Annotated in this window: 21 protein-coding genes; 9 read left to right on the top strand and 12 right to left on the bottom strand. The window is 72.3% G+C overall.

Features of this window, described 5'->3' with window-relative positions; genetic code table 11:
• Positions 1-5 precede the first annotated feature (5 nt).
• Positions 6-2,402 (bottom strand): bifunctional salicylyl-CoA 5-hydroxylase/oxidoreductase, encoded by a 2,397-nt coding sequence (locus tag PGH47_RS32295; RefSeq protein WP_271666300.1) that lies wholly within the window; start codon positions 2,400-2,402, stop codon positions 6-8.
• A 3-nt stretch (positions 2,403-2,405) separates the two neighbouring features.
• Positions 2,406-3,233 carry an enoyl-CoA hydratase family protein gene (locus tag PGH47_RS32290; RefSeq protein ID WP_271666299.1) on the bottom strand — a complete coding sequence of 276 codons (828 nt, stop codon included), beginning with the start codon at positions 3,231-3,233 and terminating at the stop codon, positions 2,406-2,408.
• Between the two features lie 317 nt (positions 3,234-3,550).
• Here PGH47_RS32290 and PGH47_RS32285 point away from each other — a divergent pair, with 317 nt between their 5' ends.
• Complete coding sequence (locus PGH47_RS32285) at positions 3,551-4,003, top strand: ATP-binding protein (protein WP_126901692.1); 453 nt, start codon at positions 3,551-3,553, stop codon at positions 4,001-4,003.
• 24 nt (positions 4,004-4,027) lie between these two features.
• Here PGH47_RS32285 and argF read toward each other — a convergent pair whose 3' ends face one another.
• On the bottom strand, positions 4,028-5,038 hold the full coding sequence (gene argF, locus PGH47_RS32280; protein WP_271666298.1) for an ornithine carbamoyltransferase: 1,011 nt from the start codon (positions 5,036-5,038) through the stop codon (positions 4,028-4,030).
• Between the two features lie 95 nt (positions 5,039-5,133).
• Positions 5,134-6,357 carry an arginine deiminase gene (locus tag PGH47_RS32275; protein WP_271666297.1) on the bottom strand — a complete coding sequence of 408 codons (1,224 nt, stop codon included), beginning with the start codon at positions 6,355-6,357 and terminating at the stop codon, positions 5,134-5,136.
• A 122-nt stretch (positions 6,358-6,479) separates the two neighbouring features.
• On the opposite strand from PGH47_RS32275, the gene PGH47_RS32270 reads away from it, so the two are divergent.
• Entirely contained in the window at positions 6,480-7,544 is a 1,065-nt protein-coding gene (locus PGH47_RS32270) for an SPFH domain-containing protein (RefSeq protein ID WP_271666296.1), read from the top strand.
• Entirely contained in the window at positions 7,541-8,440 is a 900-nt protein-coding gene (locus tag PGH47_RS32265; RefSeq protein ID WP_271666295.1) for a hypothetical protein, read from the top strand. Before PGH47_RS32270 ends, PGH47_RS32265 begins: the two co-directional genes overlap by 4 nt.
• 3 nt (positions 8,441-8,443) lie before the next feature.
• Here the strand turns inward: PGH47_RS32265 and PGH47_RS32260 are convergent, their stop codons facing one another.
• Positions 8,444-10,984 carry a polynucleotide kinase-phosphatase gene (locus PGH47_RS32260; RefSeq protein WP_271666294.1) on the bottom strand — a complete coding sequence of 847 codons (2,541 nt, stop codon included), beginning with the start codon at positions 10,982-10,984 and terminating at the stop codon, positions 8,444-8,446.
• Complete coding sequence (locus tag PGH47_RS32255; protein ID WP_271666293.1) at positions 10,981-12,465, bottom strand: 3' terminal RNA ribose 2'-O-methyltransferase Hen1; 1,485 nt, start codon at positions 12,463-12,465, stop codon at positions 10,981-10,983. Before PGH47_RS32255 ends, PGH47_RS32260 begins: the two co-directional genes overlap by 4 nt.
• Positions 12,466-12,610: 145 nt before the next feature.
• On the opposite strand from PGH47_RS32255, the gene PGH47_RS32250 reads away from it, so the two are divergent.
• Entirely contained in the window at positions 12,611-15,289 is a 2,679-nt protein-coding gene (locus tag PGH47_RS32250; RefSeq protein WP_271666292.1) for a hypothetical protein, read from the top strand.
• Between the two features lie 66 nt (positions 15,290-15,355).
• Here the strand turns inward: PGH47_RS32250 and PGH47_RS32245 are convergent, their stop codons facing one another.
• Positions 15,356-16,279, bottom strand: a complete 924-nt coding sequence (locus PGH47_RS32245) for an LLM class F420-dependent oxidoreductase (RefSeq protein WP_271666291.1) — start codon at positions 16,277-16,279, stop codon at positions 15,356-15,358.
• Positions 16,280-16,524: 245 nt separating this feature from the next.
• Between PGH47_RS32245 and PGH47_RS32240 the strand changes: the two genes are divergently transcribed.
• Positions 16,525-16,701, top strand: a complete 177-nt coding sequence (locus tag PGH47_RS32240) for a hypothetical protein (RefSeq protein ID WP_167537681.1) — start codon at positions 16,525-16,527, stop codon at positions 16,699-16,701.
• 94 nt (positions 16,702-16,795) lie between these two features.
• Here PGH47_RS32240 and PGH47_RS32235 read toward each other — a convergent pair whose 3' ends face one another.
• The 4 genes from PGH47_RS32235 to PGH47_RS32220 form a co-directional block, all read right to left on the bottom strand.
• Positions 16,796-17,266 carry a DUF6099 family protein gene (locus tag PGH47_RS32235; protein ID WP_107907579.1) on the bottom strand — a complete coding sequence of 157 codons (471 nt, stop codon included), beginning with the start codon at positions 17,264-17,266 and terminating at the stop codon, positions 16,796-16,798.
• 198 nt (positions 17,267-17,464) lie between these two features.
• A complete protein-coding gene (locus tag PGH47_RS32230; protein ID WP_030957461.1) occupies positions 17,465-17,791 on the bottom strand; it encodes a nucleotide pyrophosphohydrolase in 327 nt (108 codons plus the stop codon).
• On the bottom strand, positions 17,788-18,930 hold the full coding sequence (locus PGH47_RS32225; protein ID WP_271666290.1) for an AAA family ATPase: 1,143 nt from the start codon (positions 18,928-18,930) through the stop codon (positions 17,788-17,790). The genes PGH47_RS32230 and PGH47_RS32225 overlap by 4 nt, the downstream gene beginning before the upstream one ends.
• Positions 18,931-19,108: 178 nt before the next feature.
• Positions 19,109-19,498: a cell division protein SepF gene (locus PGH47_RS32220; RefSeq protein WP_030962927.1), complete on the bottom strand. Its 390-nt coding sequence runs from the start codon at positions 19,496-19,498 to the stop codon at positions 19,109-19,111.
• Positions 19,499-19,753: 255 nt separating this feature from the next.
• Here PGH47_RS32220 and PGH47_RS32215 point away from each other — a divergent pair, with 255 nt between their 5' ends.
• Together PGH47_RS32215 and PGH47_RS32210 are read left to right on the top strand one after the other, a co-directional pair.
• Positions 19,754-23,797: a bifunctional nitrate reductase/sulfite reductase flavoprotein subunit alpha gene (locus PGH47_RS32215; RefSeq protein ID WP_271666289.1), complete on the top strand. Its 4,044-nt coding sequence runs from the start codon at positions 19,754-19,756 to the stop codon at positions 23,795-23,797.
• 301 nt (positions 23,798-24,098) lie between these two features.
• The gene (locus tag PGH47_RS32210) at positions 24,099-24,509 is read left to right on the top strand and encodes a hypothetical protein (RefSeq protein WP_271666288.1); all 411 of its coding nucleotides are present in this window, start codon (positions 24,099-24,101) and stop codon (positions 24,507-24,509) included.
• Here PGH47_RS32210 and PGH47_RS32205 read toward each other — a convergent pair.
• The gene (locus tag PGH47_RS32205; protein WP_271666287.1) at positions 24,487-25,005 is read right to left on the bottom strand and encodes a YceI family protein; all 519 of its coding nucleotides are present in this window, start codon (positions 25,003-25,005) and stop codon (positions 24,487-24,489) included. The genes PGH47_RS32210 and PGH47_RS32205 overlap by 23 nt on opposite strands.
• Positions 25,006-25,126: 121 nt before the next feature.
• Here PGH47_RS32205 and PGH47_RS32200 point away from each other — a divergent pair, with 121 nt between their 5' ends.
• Positions 25,127-25,609: a MarR family winged helix-turn-helix transcriptional regulator gene (locus tag PGH47_RS32200; protein WP_271666286.1), complete on the top strand. Its 483-nt coding sequence runs from the start codon at positions 25,127-25,129 to the stop codon at positions 25,607-25,609.
• A 101-nt stretch (positions 25,610-25,710) separates the two neighbouring features.
• Entirely contained in the window at positions 25,711-26,178 is a 468-nt protein-coding gene (locus PGH47_RS32195; RefSeq protein ID WP_333938169.1) for a DUF6174 domain-containing protein, read from the top strand.
• Positions 26,179-26,214: the final 36 nt, after the last annotated feature.

Here is a 26,214-nt window from a genome sequence, read left to right as displayed (position 1 = left end):
GGCCCTCAAGTCCCCAGCGTCAACCGGGGCTTGGGGGCGTCGGTGCGTCCGGTCTGGGGTCGGCGGCTGCCCGCCCGGTACGGGGCCGGCCAGACGACGCCCGGACCGTCGTAGCCCTGCTCGGCCGCCGCGTGCAGGGTCCAGTTCGGGTCGTAGAGGTGGGGGCGGGCGAGGGCGCACAGGTCCGTGCGGCCCGCCAGGATGAGGGAGTTGACGTCGTCCCAGGAGGAGATCGCGCCGACCGCGATCACGGGCAGGCCGGTGGTGCGGCGGATCCGGTCCGCGTACGGCGTCTGGTACGACCGTCCGAACTCCGGGCGTTCGTCGGCCACGACCTGCCCGGTCGACACGTCGATGGCGTCGGCGCCGTGCGCGGCGAAGGCGCGGGCGATCTCCACGGCGTCGTCGGCGCCGGTGCCGCCCTCGGCCCAGTCGGTGGCGGAGATACGGACGGTCATGGGCCGCTCCTCGGGCCATACGTTGCGTACGGCGTCGAAGACCTCCAGTGGGAAGCGGAGTCGTTTCTCCAGGGTGCCGCCGTAGGCGTCGGTGCGCCGGTTGGTGAGCGGGGAGAGGAAGCCGGAGAGCAGATAGCCGTGCGCGCAGTGCAGTTCGAGGAGGTCGAAGCCGGCGCGGGCGGCGCGCCAGGCGGCGGACGTGAACTGCTCGCGGATGTCGGTGAGCTGGGAGCGGCTGAGTTCGCGCGGGGTCTGGCTGTCCGGCTTGTAGGGGATCGGGGACGCGGCCACGAGCGGCCAGTTGCCGTCGTCCAGCGGCTCGTCCATGCCCTCCCACATCAGCTTGGTCGAGCCCTTGCGCCCGCTGTGGCCGAGCTGCACCCCTATCGCGGTGCCGGGTGCCTGGGTGTGCACGAACTGGACGACGCGCTTCCAGGAGTCGGCCTGCCTGCCGGTGTAGAGGCCGGTGCAGCCGGGGGTGATGCGTCCCTCGGGGCTGACGCACACCATCTCGGTCATCACCAGGCCGGCGCCGCCGAGGGCCCGGGAGCCGAGGTGGACGAGATGGAAGTCGCCGGGGACGCCGTCCGTGGCCGAGTACATGTCCATGGGGGACACGACGACCCGGTTGCGCAGGGTCAGGCCGCGCAGCCGGAACGGGGTGAACATCGGCGGCGTGCCGGTGGGGCAGCCGAAGTCGCGTTCCACGGCCCCGGTGAAGCCGGCGTCACGCAGACGCAGGTTGTCGTGGGTGACGCGGCGGCTGCGGGTGAGCAGGTTGAAGGCGAACTGCAGGGGCGGCTGGTCGAGGTAGAACCCGAGGTTCTCGAACCACTCCAGGCTGGCGCGGGCGGCCCGCTGGGTGGAGGCCACGACCGGCTTGCGCTCCTCCTCGTACGCGCTGAGCGCGCTCGCGATGTCGGGCTGTTCCTCCAGGCAGGCGGCGAGCGCCAGGGCGTCCTCGACGGCGAGCTTGGTACCGGAGCCGATGGAGAAGTGGGCGGTGTGGGCGGCGTCGCCGAGCAGGACGACGTTGCCGTGCGACCAGTGCTCGTTGACGACGGTGCGGAAGGTGGTCCAGGCCGACTTGTTGGACTTCAGCGGCCGTCCGCGCAGCGCGTCCGCGAAGATCTTGGCGCAGCGGTCGACGGACCCCTGTTCGTCGAGTTCCGCGAACCCGGCGGCCTGCCAGACCTCTTCGCGCATCTCGACGATCACGGTGGAGGCGTCGGCCGCGTACGGGTAGCCGTGCAGCTGCATCACGCCGTGCTCGGTCTCGGCGATCTCGAAGCGGAAGGCGTCGAAGGCGAAGTCCGCGGCGAGCCAGATGTACCGGCAGTGGTGGGTGGCCACATGTGGGCGGAACACATGGGCGTAGGCCTCGCGGGTGGCGCTGTTCACACCGTCGGCGGCGATGACCAGGTCGTACGTGTCCGCGAGCCCGGCCGGATCGAGGGCCTCGGTGCGGAAGCGGAGTTCCACGCCGAGGTCGCGGCAGCGGTCGTGCAGGATCTCCAGGAGGCGTTTCCTGCCGAGGGCGGCGAAGCCGTGTCCTCCGGAGGTGTGCCGGGCTCCTCGGTGCACGATGTCGATGTCGTCCCACCGCACGAAGCCGGCCTGCATCGCCTCGTAGACCGCGGGGTCGGCGTGTTCGATGCCACCGAGGGTCTCGTCGGAGAGGACGACGCCGAAGCCGAAGGTGTCGTCGGGGGCGTTGCGTTCCCAGACGGTGATCTCGCGGGTGGGGTCGAGGCGTTTGAGCAACGCCGCGGCGTAGAGCCCTCCGGGGCCGCCGCCGATGATGGCGACGCGTAGGGGGTGGCTGGGCGTCGTCGGCGGCTGCGGGCTGGTGGGGGCTGGTCGCGCCCGCGCGGCGGTAGCCGCAGATTCAACACAGCCCCGCGCCCCTGATGAGGTCGGCCCGGTCCCCTTGGTCGAGAGCATGCCCTACCTCCCTCGCCACTTCGGCGGGCGCTTCTCCGTGAAGGACGCGTGGAACTCCGCGTAGTCCTCGCCGTTCATCAGCAGGGCCTGCGTCGACGCGTCCATCTCCACGGCCGCCGCGAGCGGCATGTCCAGCTCGGCCGTCAGCAGCGCCTTCGTCTGGGCGTACGCGAGGGCCGGGCCGTCGGCCAGGCGGCGGGCGAGGGCCGCCGCGGCTGCGTCCGCGCCGCCCTCCTCCGTCAGTTCGCTGATGAGGCCGATCCGCTCGGCCTCGGGGGCCCGGACCGGTTCGCCCAGCATCAGCAGCCGGGTCGCGTGGCCGAGGCCGACGACCCTGGGCAGCAGATACGCGGCGCCCATGTCGCCGCCGGACAGGCCGACCCGGGTGAAGAGGAACGCGAAGCGTGCGGTGGGGTCGGCGACCCGGAAGTCGGCCGCGAGCGCGAGCACGGCACCGGCTCCGGCCGCCACCCCGTGCACGGCCGCGATCACCGGGAACGGGCACTCCCGGATCGCCCGGACGGTCTGCCCGGTCATGCGGTTGAAGTCGAGGAGCTGGGCGGTGTCCATGGCGAGGGTCGCGCCGATGATCTCGTCGACGTCGCCGCCGGAGCAGAAGCCGCGGCCCTCGCCGGCCAGCACCAGGGCCCGTACCGCCTTCTCCCGGGACAGCTCCGCGAGCAGATCGCGCAGGTCGGCGTAGGCGCCGAAAGTGAGCGCGTTGAGTTTTTCGGGGCGGGCGAGGGTGACGGTGACGACCCCGTCGGCGTGCTCGACCCGCAGGTGTTTCCAGTCGGGGGTACGGGCGGCGGAGCCGGTGAAGGGACTCATGACGTGCGGCCTCCTCGGGCGGACGGCGGGCACTGGCTCAGTGAGCTCTACCCTCCGAGCTCTTCCCCTCGAAGTTATCACTCAACTTTGACTGTCGTCACGAGTGCGCGATAGCCGGGGTGCCGTGACCCGGCGGCGTCACATCCGTCACGGGTCGGCGACACCCCCGTAACGGCGGGATCAGCCGTGCGCGGCCGACCGTTCATCTGGGTAAGCCGCATGTCAGTCGGGGCCGCAGGTCCCGAACGGCGCCCGACGAGCGGCCTCGCCGGGGGGCGCCGTACCATTCATAAGGTTGAAAGCAGGACAGCCTGCTCATGAACGGACCCGCCTTGCACGATCGCTCCGCCGCCTCCGCCTCATGGCGTATCGCGCTGCCGCACACCACAGCGGCCGTGCCCGTCGCACGCGCACTGGTCCGTACGGCGCTGGCGGAGCTGGAGCATGCCGCGGACAGCGACACGGCGGAGCTGCTCACGGCGGAGCTGGTCGCGAACGCCGTGGAGCACACCGCGGGAAGCGGCCCGATAGAGCTCGTGGTGGAGTTGCTGCCGTCCGGCTGCCAGGTCGAGGTGCACGACCCGGACCCGGCCCCGCCGGGCAATCTGACGCACCCCACCCGGGGTGAGCCCGACCCCTGGCAGGAGCACGGCCGCGGCCTGCTCCTGATCCGCACCCTCAGCTCGTCCTGCGGTCACCGCCCGACGGGCTCCGGCAAGGCGGTGTGGTTCAGACTGCCGGTCGTACCGGCCCAGCGCCGCCCGCTCTGACGCCCCGGCGGCGCCGCCGCGCGGCTAGCGTCCGAGCGTGGCCACCAGGACGGCCTTGATCGTGTGCATCCGGTTCTCCGCCTCGTCGAAGACCACCGAGTGCTCCGACTCGAAGACCTCGTCCGTGACCTCCAGCGACTGAAGACCGTACTGCTCGAAGATCTCCTGGCCGACCTTCGTGCCGAGGTCGTGGAAGGCCGGCAGGCAGTGCAGGAACCTGACGTCCGGGTTGTCGGTGGCGCGCAGGACGTCCATGGTCACCGCGTAGGGGCCGAGCGCGGCGATCCGCTCGGCCCAGACCTCCTTGGGCTCCCCCATGGAGACCCATACGTCGGTCGCGACGAAGTCGGCTCCCCGGACCCCGTCGGCGACGTCCTCGGTCAGCGTGATGACGGCGCCGCTGTCCTCCGCCAGCTTCCGGGCCCGGGCCACGACGCCGTCGTTCGGCCAGTACTCCTCGGGCGCGACGATCCGTACGTCCATGCCGAGCAGCGCGCCGGTGACCAGGTACGAGTTGCCCATGTTGAAGCGGGCGTCACCCAGGTACGCGAAGGCGATCTCCTTGAGCGGCTTGTCCGAGTGCTCGGTCATGGTGAGCACGTCGGCGAGCATCTGGGTGGGGTGCCAGTCGTCGGTCAGGCCGTTGTAGACGGGCACGCCCGAGTACACCGCCAGGTCCTCCACCTTCGCCTGGCTGTCCCCGCGGTATTCGATACCGTCGTACATCCGGCCGAGCACGCGCGCGGTGTCCTTCACGGACTCCTTGTGCCCGATCTGCGAGCCGGACGGGTCCAGGTACGTCGTGGCGGCACCCTGGTCGGCGGCCGCGACCTCGAACGCGCAGCGCGTGCGCGTCGAGGTCTTCTCGAAGATCAGCGCGATGTTCCTGCCCCGCAGGTACTGCATCTCGACGCCGGCCTTCTTGGCGGCCTTCAGCTCCGCGGCCAGCTCGATCAGCCCCAGGAACTCCTCCTCGGTGAGGTCGAGCTCCTTGAGGAAGTGGCGGCCGGCGAGGGCGTTCGGGACAGTCGCCATGGGGGGCGCTCCAGAGGTACGTGAACAGGGCCCTGGAAGTCTATACGACGATAGGCATTTCTATACGGCCGGTTTTCGCGGGCCTCCGTACGGCCCTACACGGCCGCACGCTCGACCGGACAACTCATGCATCGCGGCCCCCCTCTCCCCCGGCCCAGCTCGCTGCCCGGGATCTCGATCACCTCGATGCCCTGCTTGCGCAGATGCGTGTTGGTGGTGGAGTTGCGTTCATAGGCGACCACGACACCCGGCTCGACGGCCAGCACGTTGCAGCCGTCGTCCCACTGCTCGCGCTCGGCGGAGTGGACGTCCTGGGTCGCGGTGAGGACGCGGATCTCGCTGAGCCCGAGGGCGGCGGCGATCGCGCGGTGCATGTGCTCCGGCGGATGGTCGGTGACCTTCAGTTCCTTCTCGCCGGTGCCCGGTTCGATGGTGTACGAGCGGAGCATGCCGAGCCCGGCGTACTGGGTGAAGACATCACCGTCGACCATCGTCATCACGGTGTCGAGGTGCATCAGCGCACGCTTCTTCGGCATGTCGAGGGCGACGATCGTGTGCGCCGAGCCGGCGGCGAACAACTTGTGGGCGAGCATCTCGACGGCCTGCGGGGTGGTCCGCTCACTCATGCCGATGAGCACCGCGCCGTTGCCGATCACCAGGACGTCGCCGCCCTCGATGGTGGAGGGGAAGTCGGCCTGACCCTCGGACCAGACGTTGAACCTCTCGTCACGGAACAGCGGATGGTGCCGGTAGATCGCCTCGAAGTGCACCGTCTCGCGCTGCCGGGCGGGCCAGCGCATGGCGTTGACGGAGACACCGTCGTAGATCCATGCCGAGGTGTCCCGGGTGAAGAGGTGGTTGGGCAGGGGCGCGAGCAGGAAGTCGTCGAGCTCCATGACGTGGAAGCGCACGGAGGTCGGCTCCAGGTGCGCCTCCAGGAACTCCCTCTTGGTCATGCCACCGACGAGCGCCTCCGCCAGTTCGGGCGCCGGGAGGCTTTCGAAGGCCGCGCGGAGGTGGTCGGTGGCGAGCACCCCGTACTCCTTCTCGTCGAAGACCCGGTCCAGGACGAGCTCACGGGCCGCCGGGATCTCCAGGGACTCGGTGAGCAGGTCGCCGAACAGGTGGACGGTGACCCCGCGGTCACGCAGCACGTCGGCGAAACCGTCGTGCTCGGCGCGCGCCCGGCGCACCCACAGCACGTCGTCGAAGAGCAGGGCGTCCTTGTTGCTGGGGGTGAGCCTTTTGAGCTCGAGGTCGGGCCGGTGGAGTATGACGCGGCGCAGCCGCCCGGCCTCGGAGTCGACATGGAATCCCATGTCTCCATCCTGACCATCGCGGAGCCGATTCACCCCCCGCTTGCCACCATCTTCTTTTCGTCCCCTTGACGACAAGCGAGCCGGACGGTTATCGTCCACATGACGAAAAAGAGGGGGGCCTCATGGCCGACATCACCCGGCGCCTGGGCTGGCGCCATCTGCGCGGCGCGCCCACGGCGCACATCCGCCACCACCGCGGCACCCGGCTGCTGCACGACGGCCCCGGACTCAGCTTCTGGTTCCGTGCGCTGACCGCGGCGATCTCCGAGGTCCCCGTCGACGACCGGGAACTGGCGATGACCTTCCACGCCCGCACCTCCGACTTCCAGGACGTCGCCGTGCAGGCGACGGTCACCTACCGGCTCAGCGACCCGGCCGTGGCCGCCGCCCGCCTCGACTTCTCGATCGACCCGGACTCGGGCACCTGGCGCGCCGCGCCCCTGGAGCAACTCGGCACCCTGCTCACCGAGACGGCACAGCAGCACGCGCTGGACGTCCTGTCCCGTACGCCGCTGTCGGCGGCACTCGTCGACGGCGTGACGGCCGTACGGGAGCGGATCGCGCAGGGACTCGCCTCGGAGCCGCGGCTTCCCGCGACCGGCATCGAGGTGGTCGCCGTCCGTGTCGTCGCGCTGCGGCCGGAACCGGAGGTGGAGCGGGCCCTGCGCACGCCGGCCCGTGAGCAGATCCAGCAGGAGGCGGACCGGGCGACGTACGAACGACGGGCGGTCGCCGTCGAGCGGGAGCGGGCCATCGCCGAGAACGAACTGGCCAGCCAGATCGAACTCGCCCGCCGCGAGGAGCAGTTGGTGGACCAGCGCGGCACGAACACGCGACGCGAGGCCGAGGAGCACGCGGCGGCGGACGCGGTCAGGGCCGAGGCGGAGGCGGCCCGTACGGTACGGCTCGCGGACGCGGAGGCGGCACGGACCGTACGACTGGCCGAAGCGGAGGCCACTCGCTCCGTACGGCTGGCCAAGGCGGAGGCCGAGGGTGCGCGTGAGGTCGGCGAGGCACGGGCGCAGGCCCAGGCGGCCTGGCTGCGGGTGCACGGGGACGTGGACGTGGCGACGCTGAACGCCCTGACCGGGACCCGCCTCGCGGAGAACCTGCCGCGGATCGACAGCGTGACGATCTCGCCGGACGTCCTGACCGGGCTGCTCACCAGGCTGGGAACGCGGGAATGAGCCTCGCCCCGCGGGTCGTCCTCGTCCATCGCACCACGGAGTACGAGGAGTTGGTGGCCCGGCACGGCACGCACGGCCAGGCCGCCTTCTTCCTCTCCTCCCGGGGCCGGGACATCGAGGAGGTCGCCGAACGCCATCGCCGGGCCCGCCGGGCGCTGACGGAGGTGACCGCCGCGATCCCGCTGACCTGGCGGCAGAGCCGCGTGGAGCGGGCCGACCTGGACCGGTTCCTGTTCGGTCCCGAGGACGTGGTGGTCGTGGTCGGGCAGGACGGCCTGGTCGCGAACGTGGCCAAGTACCTCGCCGGGCAGCCGGTGCTGGGCATCGACGCCGATCCCGGCCGCAACCCGGGCGTCCTGGTGCGGCACCGTCCCGAGGACGCGGCGGGATTGTTCGCGTCCGCGCAATCCGCAAGGGGCGACGTCGACGAACTCACCATGGTCGAGGCCGTCGCCGACGACACACAGCGTCTGGTGGCACTCAACGAGATCTACCTGGGCGCCGTCGGTCACCAGACGGCCCGATACCGCCTGGGCCTGGAGGACAACGGGGGTGTCGTCGAGGCCCAGGCCTCGTCCGGGGTGCTGATCGGCACCGGGACGGGGGCGACCGGCTGGATCCGGTCGGTGTGGCAGGAGCGGGGAGGGCGGCTGCCGCTGCCCTCCCCCACCGAGGAACGCCTGCTGTGGTTCGTCCGGGAGGCCTGGCCCTCCCCGGCCACCGGTACGTCACTGGTGGCCGGGGAACTCGCCGCCGCGAGGCGTCTGCGCCTGACCGTCGAGTCCGAGCGGCTGGTGGCCTTCGGGGACGGCATGGAGACGGACGCGGTCGAGCTGACCTGGGGGCAGACGGTCCGGGTCGGTGTGTGCCGGGACCGTCTGCGCCTCGTCAACTGACGGTCACAGCCGCGGGTCCACCGGCTCCGACTCCAGCGCCAGCACCCCGAACACCGCCTCGTGCACCCGCCACAGCGGCTCGCCCTCCGCCAGCCGGTCCAGGGCCTCCAGGCCGAGGGCGTACTCGCGGACGGCGAGGGACCGCTTGTGGTTGAGGAACCTCTTGCGCAGGCGGTCCAGGTTGTCCGGGCGCGTGTACTCCGGACCGTAGATGATCCGCAGGTACTCGCGGCCCCGGCACTTGATGCCGGGCTGCACCAGGCGGCCCTCGCTGCTGCGTACGACCGCGCCAAGCGGCTTGACGACCATGCCCTCGCCGCCGCGGCCCGTCATCTCCAGCCACCAGTCGACGCCCGCCCGGACCGACTCCGGGTCACCGGTGTCGACGTACAGGCGCCGGGTGGTCTGGAGCAGGCCGCTGCCGTCGTGCTCCACCAGCCGGTCGAGCAGCGCGAGCTGCTCGTCGTGCGGGAGCCCGGTGAGGCTGCGGCCCTGGACCGCCAGGACCTGGAAGGGGGCGAGGCGGACGCCGTCGAGGCCGTCCGTGGTCCAGCAGTAGCGGCGGTACGCCTCCGTGAACGCGGCGGCGTCCGACGCCCGTTCGCGCTGGCGCGCCAGCAGGTCCGACACGTCGACGCCGCGCGCGGCCGCGCCCTCCAGCGCGGCCACCGCGCCGGGGAACACCGCTCCGGAGGCGGCGCCGACCGCCGCGTACTGCGAGCGCAGCAGACCCGACGCCTTCAGCGACCACGGCATCAGCTCGGCGTCGAGCAGCAACCAGTCCGTCTGAAGCTCGTCCCAGAGCCCGGCCTCGCCGGCCGCGGCACGGATCCGGTCGAGGATCGTCTCCGTCACCGACTCGTCGTCGAAGAACGGGCGGCCGGTGCGGGTGTACAGCGAACCGGTCGGGCCGTCAGCGCCGAACTTCTTGCGCGCCGCTTCCGCGTCCCGGCACACCAGGGCCACGGCCCGCGAACCCATGTGCTTCTCCTCGCACACGACCCGCTCGACGCCGTCCGCCCGGTACTGCGCGAAGGCCTCCGCCGGGTGCTCCAGGTAGCCCTCGATGTGCGAGGTCGCCGTCGGCGCCATGGTCGGCGGGAGGTACGGCAGCAGCCGCGGGTCCACCGCGAAGCGGCTCATGACCTCCAGGGCCGCCGCCGCGTTCTCCTCACGGATCGAGACACGGCCCTGGTGCCGGGTCTCCACGACCCTGCGCCCCTGCACGTCCGCCAGGTCCAGCGGGCGGCCGTCGTGTCCGCCGGGCGCCTCGGTCCGCAGCGGCTTCGCCGGCTCGTACCAGACCTGCTCCGCGGGTACGTCGACGAGCTCGCGCTCCGGCCAGCGCAGCGCGGTCAGCTTGCCGCCGAACACGGCGCCGGTGTCCAGGCAGATGGTGTTGTTCAGCCAGGTGGCGTCCGGGACCGGTGTGTGGCCGTACACCACAGCCGCGCGGCCTCGGTAGTCCTCCGCCCACGGGTAGCGCACCGGCAGCCCGAACTCGTCGGTCTCCCCGGTGGTGTCGCCGTACAGCGCGTGCGAGCGCACCCGCCCCGATGTACGACCGTGGTACTTCTCGGGCAGACCGGCGTGGCAGACCACCAGCTTCCCGCCGTCGAGGACGTAGTGGCTGACGAGCCCGTCGATGAACTCCCGCACCTCGGCGCGGAACTCCTCGCTCTCGGTCTCCATCTGCTCGATGGTCTCGGCGAGTCCGTGGGTGTGCTGGACGTTGCGGCCCTTGAGGTAGCGGCCGTACTTGTTCTCGTGGTTGCCCGGCACGCACAGCGCGTTGCCCGACTTCACCATCGACATCACGCGCCGCAGCACACCGGGGCTGTCCGGGCCACGGTCGACGAGGTCGCCGACGAAGATGGCGGTACGGCCGTCCGGGTGCACGCCGTCGCGGTAGCCCAGCGTGCCGAGCAGCGCCTCCAGTTCGGACGCGCAGCCGTGGATGTCGCCGACGATGTCGAAGGGGCCGGTGAGGTGGGTGAGGTCGTTGAAGCGCTTCTCGGTGACGACGGTGGCGTTCTCGACGTCCTCCGTGCCGCGCAGCACGTGGACCTTGCGGAAGCCCTCGCGCTCCAGGTGCCTGATCGAGCGGCGCAGTTCGCGGATGTGGCGCTGGATGACCCGGCGCGGCATGTCGGCCCGGTCGGTGCGGGCCGCGTTGCGCTCGGCGCACACCTCCTCGGGGACGTCGAGCACGATGGCTATCGGCAGCACGTCGTACTTGCGCGCGAGCTCGATCAGCTGGCGGCGGGAGTCCTGCTGGACGCTGGTGGCGTCGACGACCGTGCGGCGGCCGGCCGCCAGCCGCTTGCCGGCGATGTAGTGCAGGACGTCGAAGGCGTCCCGGGTCGCGCTCTGGTCGTTCTCGTCGTCGGAGACCAGGCCGCGGCAGAAGTCGGAGGAGATGACCTCGGTGGGCTTGAAGTGCCTGCGGGCGAAGGTGGACTTGCCGGAGCCGGAGGCGCCGACGAGGACGACGAGGGAGAGGTCGGTGACGGGCAGGACACGCCCGTTCGTCGCCTGGTTCATGCGGCCTTCGCCCCCTTCTCGTCGGTCATGTTCATCGCGGCTGTGCTCATTTCGAAAATGGCCATCTGCGTGGGCGGCCCCACCTCGGGGTCGTCGAGCCCCACGGGCACGAACTCCACCTCGTACCCGTGCCGTTCGGCGACCGCCCGCGCCCATGCGCGGAACTCCTCGCGCGTCCACTCGAACCGGTGGTCGCTGTGCCGGACGTGGCCGGCCGGGAGGGACTCCCAGCGGACGTTGTACTCGACGTTCGGGGTCGTCACCAGGACGGTCCTCGGGCGGGCGGAGCCGAACACCGCGTACTCCAGGGCGGGCAGCCGCGGCAGGTCGAGGTGCTCGACGACCTCGCTGAGCACGGCCGCGTCGTAGCCCTTGAGGCGGCTGTCGGTGTAGGCGAGGGAGGACTGGAAGAGCCGTACGCGCGAGGCCTGCCGCTCGCCCATCCGGTCCAGCTTCAGCCGCCGGCCGGCGATGGTGAGCGCCCGCATCGACACGTCCACGCCCACGATCTCGGTGAACGCCGGGTCCTTGAGCAGGGCCTGCACCAACTGGCCCTGTCCGCAGCCGAGGTCGAGAACCCGCGCGGCGCCGGACGCCTTCAGCGCGGCCAGGATCGCGTCCCGGCGCTGCACGGCGAGCGGCGTCGGCTTCTCCTCCGCCTCGGTCTCGGCCTCCACGGCGTTGTCGATGTCCTCGACCTCGCTGTCGTCGGCCTCCGCCAGCCGCACCAGCTCCAGCCGCTCCATCGCCTCGCGGGTCAGCGACCAGCGGCGCGAGAGGTACCGGCTGGTGATCAGCTTCTGCTCCGGGTGGTCCGGCAGCCAGCCCTCACCGGCGCGCAGCAGCTTGTCGACCTCGTCGGAGGCGACCCAGTAGTGCTTGGCGTCGTCGAGGACGGGGAGCAGGACATACAGGTGCCGCAGGGCCTCGGCGAGGGTCAGTGCCTGCGACTCCAGGACCAGCCGGACGTAGCGCGAGTCGCCCCACTCGGGGAACCGCACGTCCAGCGGCACGGGCTCGACGGTCACGGCCCAGCCGAGCGGTTCGAAGAGCCGGCGTACGAGCTCCGGGCCGCCCCGGGCCGGCAGCGAGGGCACCTCGATGCGCAGCGGCAGCGGCTCGGCGGCGCGCTCGGGACGGGCGTTGCACACACCCCGCATCGCGCTGGAGAACACGGCGCTCAGCGCCACTGCCAGCAGCGAGGAGGCCGCGTAGGGGCGGTCGTTGACGTACTGCGCGAGCGCCGCGTCGGGGGCGCCGCCGCGGCCCTTGCCCTTGCCGCGCCTGACCAGCGCCACCGCGTCGACCTCCAGCAGCAGCGCGGCCGTGCAGCGTTGGTCGTCCGCCTCGGGGTACAGCACATGGGCCGTGCCGTAGGAGGTGGAGAACCGCTGCGCCTTCTCGGGATGCTTGTGCAGCAGGAAGCCGAGATCGGTCGCGGGGCGTTCGGGGGTCCCGGTGGTGGTGATGGTCAGGAACACGGTGGTGGGCCTTCGGATAGGTTCTGCGCCGCGCCGGTGCGCAGCCTGTACAACCTACCGAGCGCGAACCGGAACCACCTGCGGTTTTCTCCGGTCGTGCCAGCCCCCGGCCCCTGTTGTCAGTGCGCTCTGCCAAGATCCGGCCATGGATCTCGCGGATGTTCTCGCCGGTCTCGACGACCGGCCCTGGGGCGATGTGGAGCATGCGTACGGCAGTGCGGAGGACGTGCCGGCCGTACTGCGCGCGCTGGCGGACGACGACCCGGAGACGGCCGGGGCCGCGCTGAACGAGCTGTACGGCAACATCTGGCACCAGGGCACGGTGTACGCGGCCACGGTGGAGGCGGTGCCGTTCCTGGCACGCCTGGCGGCGGCCGGGTACCGGAGCGCCGATGTGCTGGTGCTGCTCGGCTCCATAGCGGAGAGCGAGGACGAGTACGGGGTGCCCCGCGGGGCGTGCCGCGCGGCGGTCGCGGCCCAGCTGCCCGTCGTACTTCCACTGCTGGACGCCGGGGACGCGCAGGTACGGCAGGGGGCGGCCTGGGTGTGCGGGCATGCGGCTGGGGGTTCGCGGACATGGGCGGCGCCGAAGGGGGCGGGTCCGGGGCCGGAGGGAACGCAGTCGGCGCTGGAGGTGACGCGGCCCGGGTCGGACGGGACGCGGCCGGTGCCGGAGGGAACTCGGTCCGTGCTGGAGGGAACGGGTCCGGGGCCGGAGGGAACGCAGTCGGCGCTGGAGGGGACGCGGCCCGGGTCGGACGGGACGCGGCCGGTGCCGGAGGGAACTCGGCCCGTGCTGGAGGGAACGGGTCCGGGGCTGGAGGGAACGCAGGCGGCGTTGGAGGGGACACGGCCCGGGTCGGACGGGACGCGGCCGGTGCCGGAGGGAACTCGGCCCGTGCTGGAGGGGACCTGGGCGGCGCTTGAGCGGCGGTGGGTTGTCGAGGTGGAGCCCCTCGTGCGGGCGGAGCTGCTCGCCGCGATGGTGCGGCTGGATCCGGCCGGGGCCGTGGGGGCGGCCACGGTGGCGCTGGATCCGACGGGTCCGGCCGAGCTGCGTCTGGCCGGTGTACTGGCCTGCCTGGACGCGGGTCTGCCGTGGAGCGCCGTCCACCACGACACGGTCCTGAAGCTGCTGCCGGCCGAGGACCTGGTCTCCGGACGGTTCGACGAGGACCGGCGCGAGCCGTTGCAGGCGATCGTCGACATCCTGCTGCGCCGGGCCACGGCCGACGACCGGGAGGCCGCGTTCGGGCTGCTGGAGGCCGCGTTGGCGCTGCCGGGGCCGGCCGCCCGCGCGGAAGCGGTGTGGGCCGCCGACCACGCCTGCATGCAATCGCGCAGCGCGCCGGGACGGCTGCTGCCTTCGCTGGTCCGACTGCTCGGGGATCCGTCGGCTGCGCCGGGGGTGTTGGGTCTGCTGGGCAAGACCGCGGGTGGGGCGGGCGGCGAGGCGGACGGCGCGGCGGCCGAGGTGGACGCCGGGTCGGCCGACGTGGCCGGGGCTCTCGCGGACGCGCTCGCGGGGCTCGCAACCGGTGCCGGCGCTGCTACCTCCACGGACTCCGACTCCGCAGCCGACTCCCGGTCCGACACCTCCACCGGCATCACCATCGACTCCGGCACCGGCACCGGCACCGGCACCGGCACCGGCACCGAGCGCATTGCGGACCAAGCCCTGGCCGTCCTCGTGGCCGTCGCGCCGGAGCGGGCCGCGCGGCTGCTCGCCGTCGATCTGCAGGGGCGCCCGCGGGCGCTGACGGCGGCGGCCGGGGAACGGGGCCTCGGTACGGCGCGGGCGGCGACGCTGCCCTTCGTGTCGGAGCTGCTCGACGCGGTCCGCCGCCGCCTCGCCGACCCGGGTGTGCAGGGCAACGAGGCGATCGATCTCGCGCTGCTGCTGACCTCTTGGGGCACCCAGGCGTCGGCCGCGATACCCGAACTGCTCGACGCGCTGCCCCGCGTGCCGCTCGTCGGGCCGAAGGCCCTGGTGGCGCTGTGCCCGGCCGACGGCCCGGTGCGCGACCGCGTCGAGGACCGCCTGCGCAAGGCGGCCGGCAATGGCCCAGAGGAGGGCCGCCCTGCCGCGGCACACGCGCTGTTCGAGCTGACCGGCGACGCGGACCCGCTGCGCACCGCCGTCCGCTCGGGGCTGGCGGGCAAGTTGTACGACATCCGCGACGCCGCCCGCCGAGGTGCCGAACTCGGTTCGGCGGGAGCCGAGTTGGTGCCGGCCCTGCGTGCCGCGCTCGGCGGCCCCGGCCAGGGACGGACCATCCCCCGGCTGGACGCCGACATCGAACTGGCCGAGGCCCTGTGGCGGATCACCGGCGAAGCCGTCGAGTCCGTCCGCATCCTCGCCTCGGTGCTCGCGGAGTCCGACGGCCCCTGGTTCAACTGGACCGGAGTGCGCGCGGCGCGCCTCGCGGCACAACTCGGCCCGGCCGCCCGGCCCCTGCGCCCTGCATTGGAGTCCATGCTCGACACTCCGCTGCACGCACCGGCCTGCGCGCTGGCCCTCCTCGCCATGGGCGTCGAGGACGAGACGCGCCGGGCACTGGCCGATCCGGTCCTCAACTCGGCCGAACACAACGCCGACCCGGACACCGCCCTGGAGGCCCTGACGTCACTGGGCGGACCCGCCCTCACACAGGACCACCTGAACCGACTGGCCGCCCTGGCGGACGGCGACCGCCGCGTGGTGAACTTCGGCCTGGAGCACCAGATCATCCGCGCCGACGAGCGTCTGCGCATCCGCGCGAGGGCCACACTGTCGGCGCTGGGCGGACCGGCGGAGGCGCAGGGATCGACCGTCGCGCCGTAGCCACCCCGCAGCTCGGCACACACGACGGCCCCCGAGGACGTACTCCCGGGGGCCGCGAGTGCGGAGTTACGAGAGCTGGGACTGGACCTGGGAGGAGATCAGTTCCAGGTGGTCCAGGTCGTTCAGGTCGAGGACCTGGAGGTAGACGCGCTGTGAGCCCGCCTCCTGGTAGCGGCCGATCTTCTCGACGACCTCCCCGGGGGAGCCGGCGAGCCCGTTGACCTTCAGTTCGTCGACCTCGCGGCCGATCGCGGCGGCGCGGCGGGCGACCTCCTGGTCGTCCTTGCCCACGCACACCACGAGGGCGTTGGAGTAGACGAGGTCGTCGCCCTTGCGGCCGGCCTCCTCGGCGGCGGCCCGCACCCGCCCGAACTGCCGCTCGCTGTCCTCGATCGAGGCGAACGGCATGTTGAACTCGTCGGCGTACTTGCCGGCCAGCCGCGGCGTACGGGTGGCGCCGTGGCCGCCGATCAGCACCGGAATCCTGTCCTGCGCGGGCTTGGGCAGGGCGGGCGACTCGGTGAGGTCGTAGTAGGTGCCGTGGAAGTCGAAGGTCGCGCCGGCCTCGGTCGCCCACAGCCCGGTGACGATGGCGAGCTGCTCCTCCAGCCGCGCGAACTTCTCCTTCGGGAACGGAATGCCGTACGCCTTGTGCTCCTCCTCGAACCAGCCCGCGCCGAGGCCGAGTTCGACGCGGCCCCCGGACATCTGGTCGACCTGGGCGACCTGGATGGCGAGCACGCCGGGAAGTCGGAAGGTGCCGGCGGTCATCAGGGTGCCGAGCCGGATCCGCTTGGTCTCCCGGGCGAGGCCGGCGAGCGTGATCCATGCGTCGGTGGGCCCGGGCAGACCGTCCCCGGAACCCATCTTCAAGTAGTGGTCGGACCGGAAGAAGGCATCGAATCCGAGGTCCTCGGTGGCCTTCGCCACGGTGAGCAAGGTCTCGTAGGTCGCCCCCTGCTGGGGCTCGGTGAAGATGCGAAGATCCATGACTCCATCCTGCACGCCGGGACGCCTGTGGACCGCACCGGTCCCCCTGGCCCCCGCAAACCCGGTCGGGTGAATTCCGTCAACGCCGAAGACGACGTCAGCCCAGGCCAGTGACCGCCCCCGACGGTGATCGTTGGCTCGGTCGGAGCCGGACCGCCCGGCCCTCGCCCCGGCCGGTCGGAGCCGGAGCGTCACCGTGTCGGCCCACTGCCACTGGGGGGGGCCGGAGGCCCGAGGAGGCCGTGATGTCCGAGGAATTCGCGCCACAGCAGAGCGACGGGAACGGCCGGCCGAAAGGGCTGCTCCAGCAGATGGAGGAGCTGATGGCGGCCCTCAACGCGGACCTGTCGGCCCTGGACGCGGATCTGCAGGCCACCGGCACCCCGGGGCAGGGCCGGCGTCAGGAGGGCGAGGCAGGCTGACCCACCCCGCCCGCAACGGCTGACCGGGCCACCCGCAGCGACCGGCCGGGCCCTCGGCGCCGTGACAGTCGTCGTGCCGAGGGCCGCCGGCCGGCTACCCCGCCTCCCGCTCCGCCAGCACCTCGTCCCGGTCCGCCAGTCTGCGCAGCATCTCCAGGACCCGGTCCCGGGACTCGTCCGCCGCGTCGATGGCCTCCATGCACTGCCAGTACGTCGCCTCGTCGTCCGCGGCGCTGGCCAGGCCGACCAGGGCGATGCCGGCCTCGCCCAGCAGGCTCCCCAGGTTCAGCAGTGCCTGCCGCGCGTCGCCCAGCTCCGTGAGCTGGGCCGCGCGTAAGGCGCCGTCCGCGAGGTCCGGCGTGTCGAGGACCCCGCAGCCGCGCCCCGCCAGCTCCGTCAACCCCAGCGCCTCACCGCGCAGTTCAGGTGGACCGAAGACCGCGAACCGGCTCCCTATCGCCTGAGCCAGGGCCTGCGCCTGCCACACCTCGGTCATGATTTCCGGCGCGCCCCCGCTTCCCGCCAGCGCACGCCTGCTAGTCACGATGAGCCGCACCGCGTCCATCCGCAGTCCCCGTCTGTCTGGACGCGCTGCCCACGCGTCCGCCTGAACTCCCTTGTTCACTACCCAGCGTGAAGGGCCCTGAGACGAAAAGCCAGAGGAAGACGGAAATCTGCGGACAACTTTTCGGTTGCGGCTAGTTGAATGGACACGGAGAGTACAAGCGGACGACGACCTTCCCTGCGCGCCCGCGCCGCTTCACTACGGCGCGGGAAATCTCCGCTCGTTGCGGTCGATCTTCGCGTCCAGCGCAGCCAGCACATCGATCCCGAGCACCTCACAGAGCTGCAGGAGATACGCCAGCACATCCGCGACCTCGTCCGTCACGCGCGCCGCGGACGCCGCGTCGTCCATGACCCGCGCCGACTCCTCCGGCGTCAACCACTGGAAGATCTCCACGAGTTCGGACGCCTCGACGCTGAGCGCCGCGACGAGGTTCTTCGGCGTGTGGTACGGCTGCCAGTTGCGCGCGGCGGCGAACTCGGCCAGCCTGCGCTGGAGGCCCGCCACATCAAGGGGTTCGGTCACGGCTCCAGGTGTACCACCGACACGCCGGCCGTCCCGGACACCCCCGACGCGTCGCTTACGGCCCCGAGCAGCCTGATGTGCCCCCGCTCGCACATCCGCGCCGCCAGCCCGGTCAACTCCCGCAGCTGGGCCGGGTCCAGCCCCCGGTCGAGCCCGTCCGCGAGCACGGTCAGCGTCTGCATCGCCGCGGGCACCTCCCCCACGGGGTCGACCTCCAGCACCCCGGGCCCCGTCAGCAGGACCAACGACAGCGCGAGATGACGCAGCTCGCCGTCGCCCAGCCGGCCGAGCTCCGTCCGCACTCCGTCGCCCCGGTCGAGCACGCCCCGTACCGTCCCGTCCGCGAGCACGTCGGTGAGCACGTCCGCCACGGGCCCCGCGCAGCCCGCCCGCGCCGCGGCCACGAGCAGCGCATGCCGCTGTCCGCACTCGGTCCGCGTCCGCCACAGCACCTCGGCGAGGTTGTCGCACCCGCCGAGCAGCCGCCCGGACCCGGCCGGCACCGACGCCCGCATCCGTTCGGGCCGCGGGTCGCAGGCGAAGACCGACCGCAGCGCCACCACCATCTGCTCCGCGGCGGCGAGCACCCGGCGCTGCCCGTCCGTCTTGCCGGCCACCCGCAGCGGCAGCAGCGCGGTGCCGAGCCGGTCGTCGGGCAGTGGAGCCCGGGTCACCGGCGACTGTCCGGCCGTGTGCCAGGCGGCCTGTACGAAGGGGCGGCTCGGATCACGCAGGGCCGTCTCCAGCAGGACGAGGCCGCCCGCGCTGAGCCGCTCCCCCACGATCCTCAGTTCGGGCTCGGCCTGGACGGCGACGTCGAGCCGGACCGGCCCCTCGGGGCCGTCGGCCGTGCACCCGATGCGGAAGCCGCGCCGCCGCTGGGCGTCGGGCCGGGCCCGCTCCGGGACGTACGCGACCGGGTCCGGGAACGCCTCCCCGACCCCGGCGCCGCCACCGAGCCGCGCCAGCGCCTCGTACGCCCGCAGGGCACTCGTCTTGCCGCAGCCGCTGGGCCCGGTGAGGAGCGTCAGCGGTCCGAGCGGGAACGCGGCCCGCCGGTGCCGGGCGAACGCGGACAGCCGCAGCTCGATCAGCCGGGACCGGCCGGGATGCGCCGCGCCGCCCGCCGTATCGGACACGCCCGTACGGCGTTCGGAAGGATGATCGCCCGCCCTCCGCCCCTGAAGCGGTAAGGAGACGGCATCGGCACCAGACACAAACGACACGCCCATGTCCGGACCGTAGGCCCCCCGGCGGCGGGCGAACCGTTCCACCCGGGAGCCCTTCCTACGATCGGGCGACCGTACCGCCGGGCCGTCAGGTACCGGGAACCCCGGCGCCCTCCATCAGCCCGCTCACCTCGGTGCCGGGCGGGGTCAGCAGGAACACGTTCCGGTCGACCCGGTGCATTCCGCTGCCCAGGCCGAAGACGACGCCGGTGCTGAAGTCGAGGACGCGCTTGGCGACCTCGTTCTCCGCCCCGGTGAGGTCCAGCAGCACCGGGATGCCCGCCATCAGGGTCTCGGCGACCTCGCGGGCGTCGCCGAACACATTGACCCGCAGAACGACGAAGCGGCGACGGGGCTCCGTCTCCGCCTCCGGCATCGCACGATGGTTCACCGCCGACGGCCACGCGTCGCGGCCGCGCAGCGGCACGACCTGGGCGAGCCCCTCCCACTGTTCATCGGTGACGTCGTGGCTGTTCACCGGCTCCCCCCGCCTTGACTCGCCTTCAATGCCTGCACCGGCCAATTCTTACGCCAAGTCACCCGTTCGGCCCAACAGCGACACGGTGCGCGACCGCCTCACACGCCCCACATCGCGCCGCCGCAAGCCCCTCACACGGCACGACGGGCGGCTGTGTGGCCGACGTAACTCCTCATGATCAAGGGATGTGACATCGACGTAACGGGCAATTCGTACGCTCCAGGCAGCACCCCGGCAGCCGGAGAAAGGCAACGCGTGACCTCGACCACCTCCACGTCCCAGGTCCGCACCGTCTGCGCGTACTGCGGGGTCGGCTGCGGAATCCTGCTGGACGTCGGGATGGGGCCCGACGGGCGGCGTACGGTCCTGAAGGCGTCCGGGGACAAGGCGCACCCGGCGAACGCGGGCCGGCTGTGCACGAAGGGCGCGACGACGGCCGAGATGCTGGCCGCGCCCGGCCGGCTGACGACGGCGCTGGTCAGGGGCGAGCGGGGCGAGGAGCCCGGGCCCGCCCCGATGGCGGACGCCGTGGCCCGCACCGCAGGGCGGCTGCGCGCGATCATCGACGAGCACGGGCCTGACGCGCTCGCCTTCTACGTCTCCGGGCAGATGAGCCTGGAGGCCCAGTACCTGGCGAACAAGCTGGCCAAGGGGTTCGTGGGGACGAACCAGATCGAGTCGAACTCGCGGCTGTGCATGGCGAGCGCGGGGGCGGGTTACAAGCTGTCGCTGGGGGCGGACGGGCCGCCCGGATCGTACGAGGACTTCGACAGGGCGGACGTCTTCCTCGTGATCGGCTCGAACATGGCCGACTGCCACCCGATCCTCTTCCTGCGGATGATGGAGCGGGTCAAGGCGGGCGCCAAGCTCATCGTGGTCGATCCGCGGCGCACCGCCACCGCCGCGAAGGCCGACCTCTTCCTCCAGATCGAGCCGGGCACCGACCTCGCGTTGCTCAACGGTCTGCTGCGGCTGCTCGTGGACAACGGTCACACCGACCCCGGTTTCATCGCCGACCACACCGAGGGCTGGGAGGCGATGCCCGGCTTCCTCGCCGACTACGCGCCCGCCGCCGTCGCGGAGATCACCTCTCTCGCCGAGGACGACATCCGCGAGGCCGCCCGGCTGATCGGCGAGGCGGGCGAGTGGATGAGCTGCTGGACGATGGGGCTGAACCAGTCCACGCACGGCACCTGGAACACGAACGCCCTGGTCAACCTGCATCTGGCGACCGGTGCCATCTGCCGGCCCGGCTCGGGTCCGTTCTCGCTGACCGGGCAGCCGAACGCCATGGGCGGGCGCGAGATGGGCTACATGGGGCCGGGGCTGCCGGGGCAGCGGTCGGTGCTCGTCGAGGCCGAGCGGACCTTCGTCGAGGAGCTGTGGGAGCTGCCGCCCGGGACGCTGCGCGCCGACGGGGTGGGCCGGGGCACCGTGGAGATGTTCCAGAGGATGGCCGACGGCGAGATCAAGGCGTGCTGGATCATCTGCACCAACCCGGTCGCCTCGGTCGCGAACCGCCGTACGGTCATCGAGGGCCTGGAGGCCGCCGAGTTCGTCGTCACACAGGACGTGTTCGGCGAGACCGAGACCAACGCGTACGCCGATGTCGTGCTGCCCGGCGCGATGTGGACCGAGGGCGAGGGCGTCTTCGTCAACAGCGAGCGCGGTCTGACGCTGACCCGGCCGGTGGCGGACCCGCCGGGCGAGGCGATGGCCGACTGGCGGATCATCGCGGCCGTGGCGTGTGCGATGGGGTACGAGAAGGGGTTCTCCTACGACAGCGCCGAGGACGTCTTCGAGGAGATACGGCGGGCCTGGAACCCGGTGACGGGCTGGGATCTGCGCGGGGTGACCTACGAGCGGCTGCGGGCCACGCCCGTGCAGTGGCCGGCGGCCGAGGTGGACGGTCCGGCGCGCAATCCGATCCGGTACGTCGACGAGGACGGCGGGCTGCGCTTCCCGACGGCGAGCGGGCGGGCGGCCTTCCACGCGCGCCCGCATCTGCCGGCCGCCGAGATGCCGGACGACGACTATCCCTTCCTGCTGAACACCGGGCGGGTGCAGCACCAGTGGCACACGCTGACGAAGACCGGGAAGGTCGCCAAGCTCAACAAGCTGAACCCGGGGCCGTTCGTGGAGGTGCATCCGCGGGACGCTCGGGAGCTGGGGATCGCCGACGGGGACCGGGTGGAGGTCGCCTCGCGGCGGGGGCGGGCGGTGCTGCCGGCCGTGGTGACCGAGCGGGTGCGGCCCGGGGGTGCTTTCGCGCCGTTCCACTGGAACGACCTGTTCGGTGAGTATCTGAGCGTCAACGCGGTGACCAGCGACGCGGTGGATCCGATCTCCTTCCAGCCGGAGTTCAAGGTGTGTGCCGTGTCCCTGACGAAGGTCGCGGCCCCCCTTCCGGAGACGCCGGTGAAGGCGCTGACGCCCACGGCCGTCACTCCGGGCCCGGCCGGTCCCTTCGGGCTGGAACCCGCGCCGCCGCCCGTGCTGACCGCGCAGGAACGCCTGTATCTGACCGGCTTCCTCGCCGGTATCGAGACCGGCGCGCCCGGCATCCCTGTCCTGCCGCCGGGCGCGCCCTTCAGTCCCGAGCACGCGACGTGGGTCAACGGCGTCCTCGCCGGCATGTACTCACGGTCGGCGGGCGCCCCCGTCGCGGCGGAGGGTCCCGGCCGCGAGGTCGTGGTGCTCTGGGCCTCGCAGACCGGCAACGCCGAGGAGTTCGCCACCGCGACCGCCGAGCGGCTCGGCTCGGCGGGGCACCGGGCCACGCTGGTCGGCATGGACGAGGCCGATGTCGGCACCCTCGCCCGCACCGCCGATCTGCTCTTCATCACGAGCACGTTCGGCGACGGCGACGCACCCGACAACGGCTCCGGCCTCTGGGACACGCTGACCGACGAGGGCGCTCCCCGGCTGGACGGGACGCGGTACGCGGTGCTCGCCCTCGGCGACTCCTCGTACGACGACTTCTGCGGGCACGGCCGCCGCCTCGACGCGCGCCTCGACGAGCTGGGCGGCGTGCGGCTGGCCCCGCGCGCGGACTGCGAGCCGGACTACGAGCCGTCCGCGGGGGCCTGGCTCGACGAGGTCCTCACGGCGCTGGGCGGAACCGATGCCCCCGCAACCGAGAGCCCCGAGTCCGCGCCCGAACCAGGGCTCAGGTCCGGGCGCAAGCCGGCTCCCGCCACCGCCCGGCTGGTCGGCAACCGGCTGCTGAGCCGGCCCGGCGCGGGCAAGGAGGTGCGCCGGTTCACCTTCGACACGAGCGGGACCCCACTGACGTACGAGGCGGGCGACGCGCTCGGCATACGGCCCGTCAACTCGCCCGCGCTGGTGGAGGAGTGGCTGGCGGTCACCGGAGTCGACGCCTCGGCGGCCGTGGAACTCGACGGCGTCGGCGTGACGCCGTTCGCCGAGGCCCTGCACCGGCATCTCGACATCACGCGGATCACCCCGGACCTGCTGCGCTTCGTCGCCGAACGCGTCGGCGACGACCGGGAGTTGCGCAGGCTGCTGCGGCCCGACAACAAGGACGGGCTGGCGCAGTGGAGCTGGGGGCGGCAGGCCGTGGACGTGATCGCCGAGCATCCGGTGCGGGCGGGTGCCGGGGAGTGGGCCGGGGTGCTGAAGAAGCTCCAGCCGCGCCTGTACTCGATATCGTCCAGCCCCCTCGTCGACCCGCACAGCGTCTCGCTGACGGTCTCCGTGGTGCGGTACGAGAACCTGCACGGCCGGCCGCGCGGCGGGGTCTGCTCGCCCTTCCTCGCCGACGCCGGGGCGGACACCGAGGTGCCGGTGTTCGTGCAGCGCTCCCCGCACTTCAGGCCGCCGGCGGACGCCTCGACGCCGATGGTGATGGTCGGTCCCGGCACCGGGGTCGCGCCGTTCGTCGGCTTCCTCCAGGAGCGGCGCGCGCTCGGGCACCGGGCGCCCAACTGGCTGTTCTTCGGAGAGCAGCACCGGGAAAGCGACTTCTACTACGAGGCGGAACTGACCGGGCTGCTCGGCGAGGGCACCCTCGACCGTCTCGACACGGCGTTCTCCCGCGACCAGCGCAACAAGGTGTACGTCCAGGACCGGATGCGCGAGCACGGCCCCGAGCTGTGGCGGTGGCTGCAGGACGGCGCCCACTTCTACGTCTGCGGCGACGCCTCGCGGATGGCCAAGGACGTGGACCGGGCCCTGCGGGACATCGCGGTCGCGCACGGCGGGCTGGCGGAGGCCGAGGCGTCGGCGTACGTGAAGCAGCTGGCGGCGGCGAAGCGGTACGTGCGGGACGTCTACTGACGCCGGGGGACTTCTCACCCGCCTCACACCGGACTCTTCACCTCCCTCACCACCCCGCTCACCAGGGCTGATTACGGTCCGGTGGCGTGCGGTCGGCAGCAGAGCAGCAGAAGGTGACACCGCTTGAGTGGACACGGCCGTCGCAGGCCGTCCCGGAGCCGCCCGCCCAGTGACATCGGGTCCTGACGCTCCTCGCGGACATCAGTCTGTTCATCGGTACCCGGGCGAGCTGGACGCAGGCGGCGAGCCACTGTCTCGTCGTGGCCGCCGCCATGTCGCTGTGCTACGCCGCGATCCTGGTGTGCGGCGTGCCGGCGCTCGTCGTGCGGCGGGCGCGCTCCTGCTGGCGCCGGCCCTGGCGAGCGCGGCCTGGGCGGCGACCGGGACGCCGCCGCTGGCCATGCGGGTGGCGTCGGTGGGCCGGGCGGCGCCGACGGCCGTGGCCCGCCTCGGGATCGAGGTCACCAACGCGGGCGCCGTCGCCCTCGCGCCGCACTTCACGCTCACCACGGGCCAGGGCATGAGCCGGTACTGGACGGTCGTACGCGGCCCGTTGGTGCTGCCCGCGCGTGCGACGGCGCGTTACGAGCTGCGGCCGCCCGCGGGCAGGTTCGCCCTGCCCCGGCCGGGTGTGCGGGTGCGGCTGCGGGCCTTCACGGCCGTACCGCAGACGCTGTCGAGCGCCGACGTCAGGCTGCGGTCGTCCGGGTGAAGCGGAGCGTGCCGGTGACCGTGGTGAGGCCGCGCATCATGCCGAGCTGGTTCCAGCCCATGCCGAACTGCTCGCGGTCCACGGTGAATTCGGCCTCCAGGGTGAGCGACTTGTCGTCAGCGCCGACGAGGCGGGCGGTGACGGACTTGGGGCGGCTGATGCCGCGCACGGTGAGCTGACCGACGATGCGCACCTCCTCGCCGTCGCGCAGTTCGGCGCTGCGGACCGAGAAGGTGATCTCGGGGTGGTTGGCGGTGTCGAAGAAGTCGGCGGAGCGCAGGTGCTCGTCGCGCTTGGCGCTGCGGGTGTCCAGGGACGTGGCGTCGAGGGTGATCGTGCCGACGGCGGAGCCGTCGGACCGCACCTCGCCGTCGCCGGCGACGGCGGCGAAGGTGCCCTTCACGGTGACCAGGCCCCACATGGTCCTGTGCCGCAGGGCGACGGTGGAGGCGGTGCTGTCGAGCTGCCAGGTTCCGGTTTCGACGGCGACGGTCATGATCTTTCACTCCTGAGCATCGGGGGCATCGCAGGGGGTCTGCGGGGGATGTGTAATCCAAATTTGGACGACACCACGCTAACCGATACTCCAAATTTGAACAACAGATACACTCGAATTCATGGCCGACCACTCCGACTGCCCCTCCGCCTCCGGCGACAGCCTGCTGCCCGTCGAGCTGCACGCCTGGATGCTGATGCTGGCCGCGACGGGAGCCGTCGAGCAGGAGCTGCGCAGCGTGGTCAAGGACCGGCTGGACGTCTCGCACGACGAGTTCCTGGTGCTGTGCCTGCTCGCCGCGGACCCCGGCCAGGCCCTGCGTATGACGCGGATCGCCGAGCTCCTGGGCCGCCCGAAGACCCGCCTCACCTACCAGATCGCCTGCCTCCAGCACGCCGGCCTGGTCACCCGGAGGTCGGTCTGCGGCGACAAGCGCGGCGTCGAGGTCGCCCTCACCGAGAAGGCCCGCGGCCTCCTCAAGGAGGCCTCCGCGGTCCTCGCCGAGACGGTCAAGGAGGCGCTGACCCGGTTCATGGGCCCCTCCCAGCGCGAGGCGATGTGCGCGCTGATGCCCGACTTCATCGGCGAGCCGGCTCCGGAGTAGTCCCCGCGACCGGGGGTGCGCGGACCGGCGGAGCACGTCCGCCGAACGTTCCCGGTGCGAACGCCGTCATAGCGGTACCGATCCTCGAAGGGAGTGCCGCCATGACCGCCATGACCGCCGTACCCGTCAGTGCCCGCGTCGTGTTCCGTGCCGTGCTGGCGGTGGGGCTGGTGGGCGCGGTCGCCGGCTGCGCCGACGAACCCGAGCCCGAGGCGACGGCCTCCTCCTGGCGCGAGCCCGACTCGTACACGTACACGCTGCGGTCGAGCGAAGGGGAGCGGAGCCTGATCGGTGCCTTCCGGATCACTGTCCGCGACGGTGCCGTGGTGAAGGCGGTGGGCCTCGACGACAGCGGCCGGCGCGTCGTCGACGACGTCCCGGACACGGTGCCCACCATCGGGGAGCTGCTGGGCGAGTGGCGGCAGGCGCGGCGGGACGACGCGGACAAGGCGGAGGTGGAGTACGCGCGCGACGGGCACCCGGAGCGGATCTCGCTGGACTGGATGGAGAACGCGATCGACGACGAAGCCCTCTACGACATCAGCGACTTCGAGCCGGCCGACGGCTGACCCGGGACGCGTGAGGGGTCGCCGGCGGAGGCCGTC

Source organism: Streptomyces sp. HUAS 31 (genome assembly GCF_028198125.1).
GTDB classification, from domain to species: Bacteria; Actinomycetota; Actinomycetes; order Streptomycetales; family Streptomycetaceae; genus Streptomyces; species Streptomyces chartreusis.
This window is presented reverse-complemented; position numbering and strand designations above follow the sequence as displayed.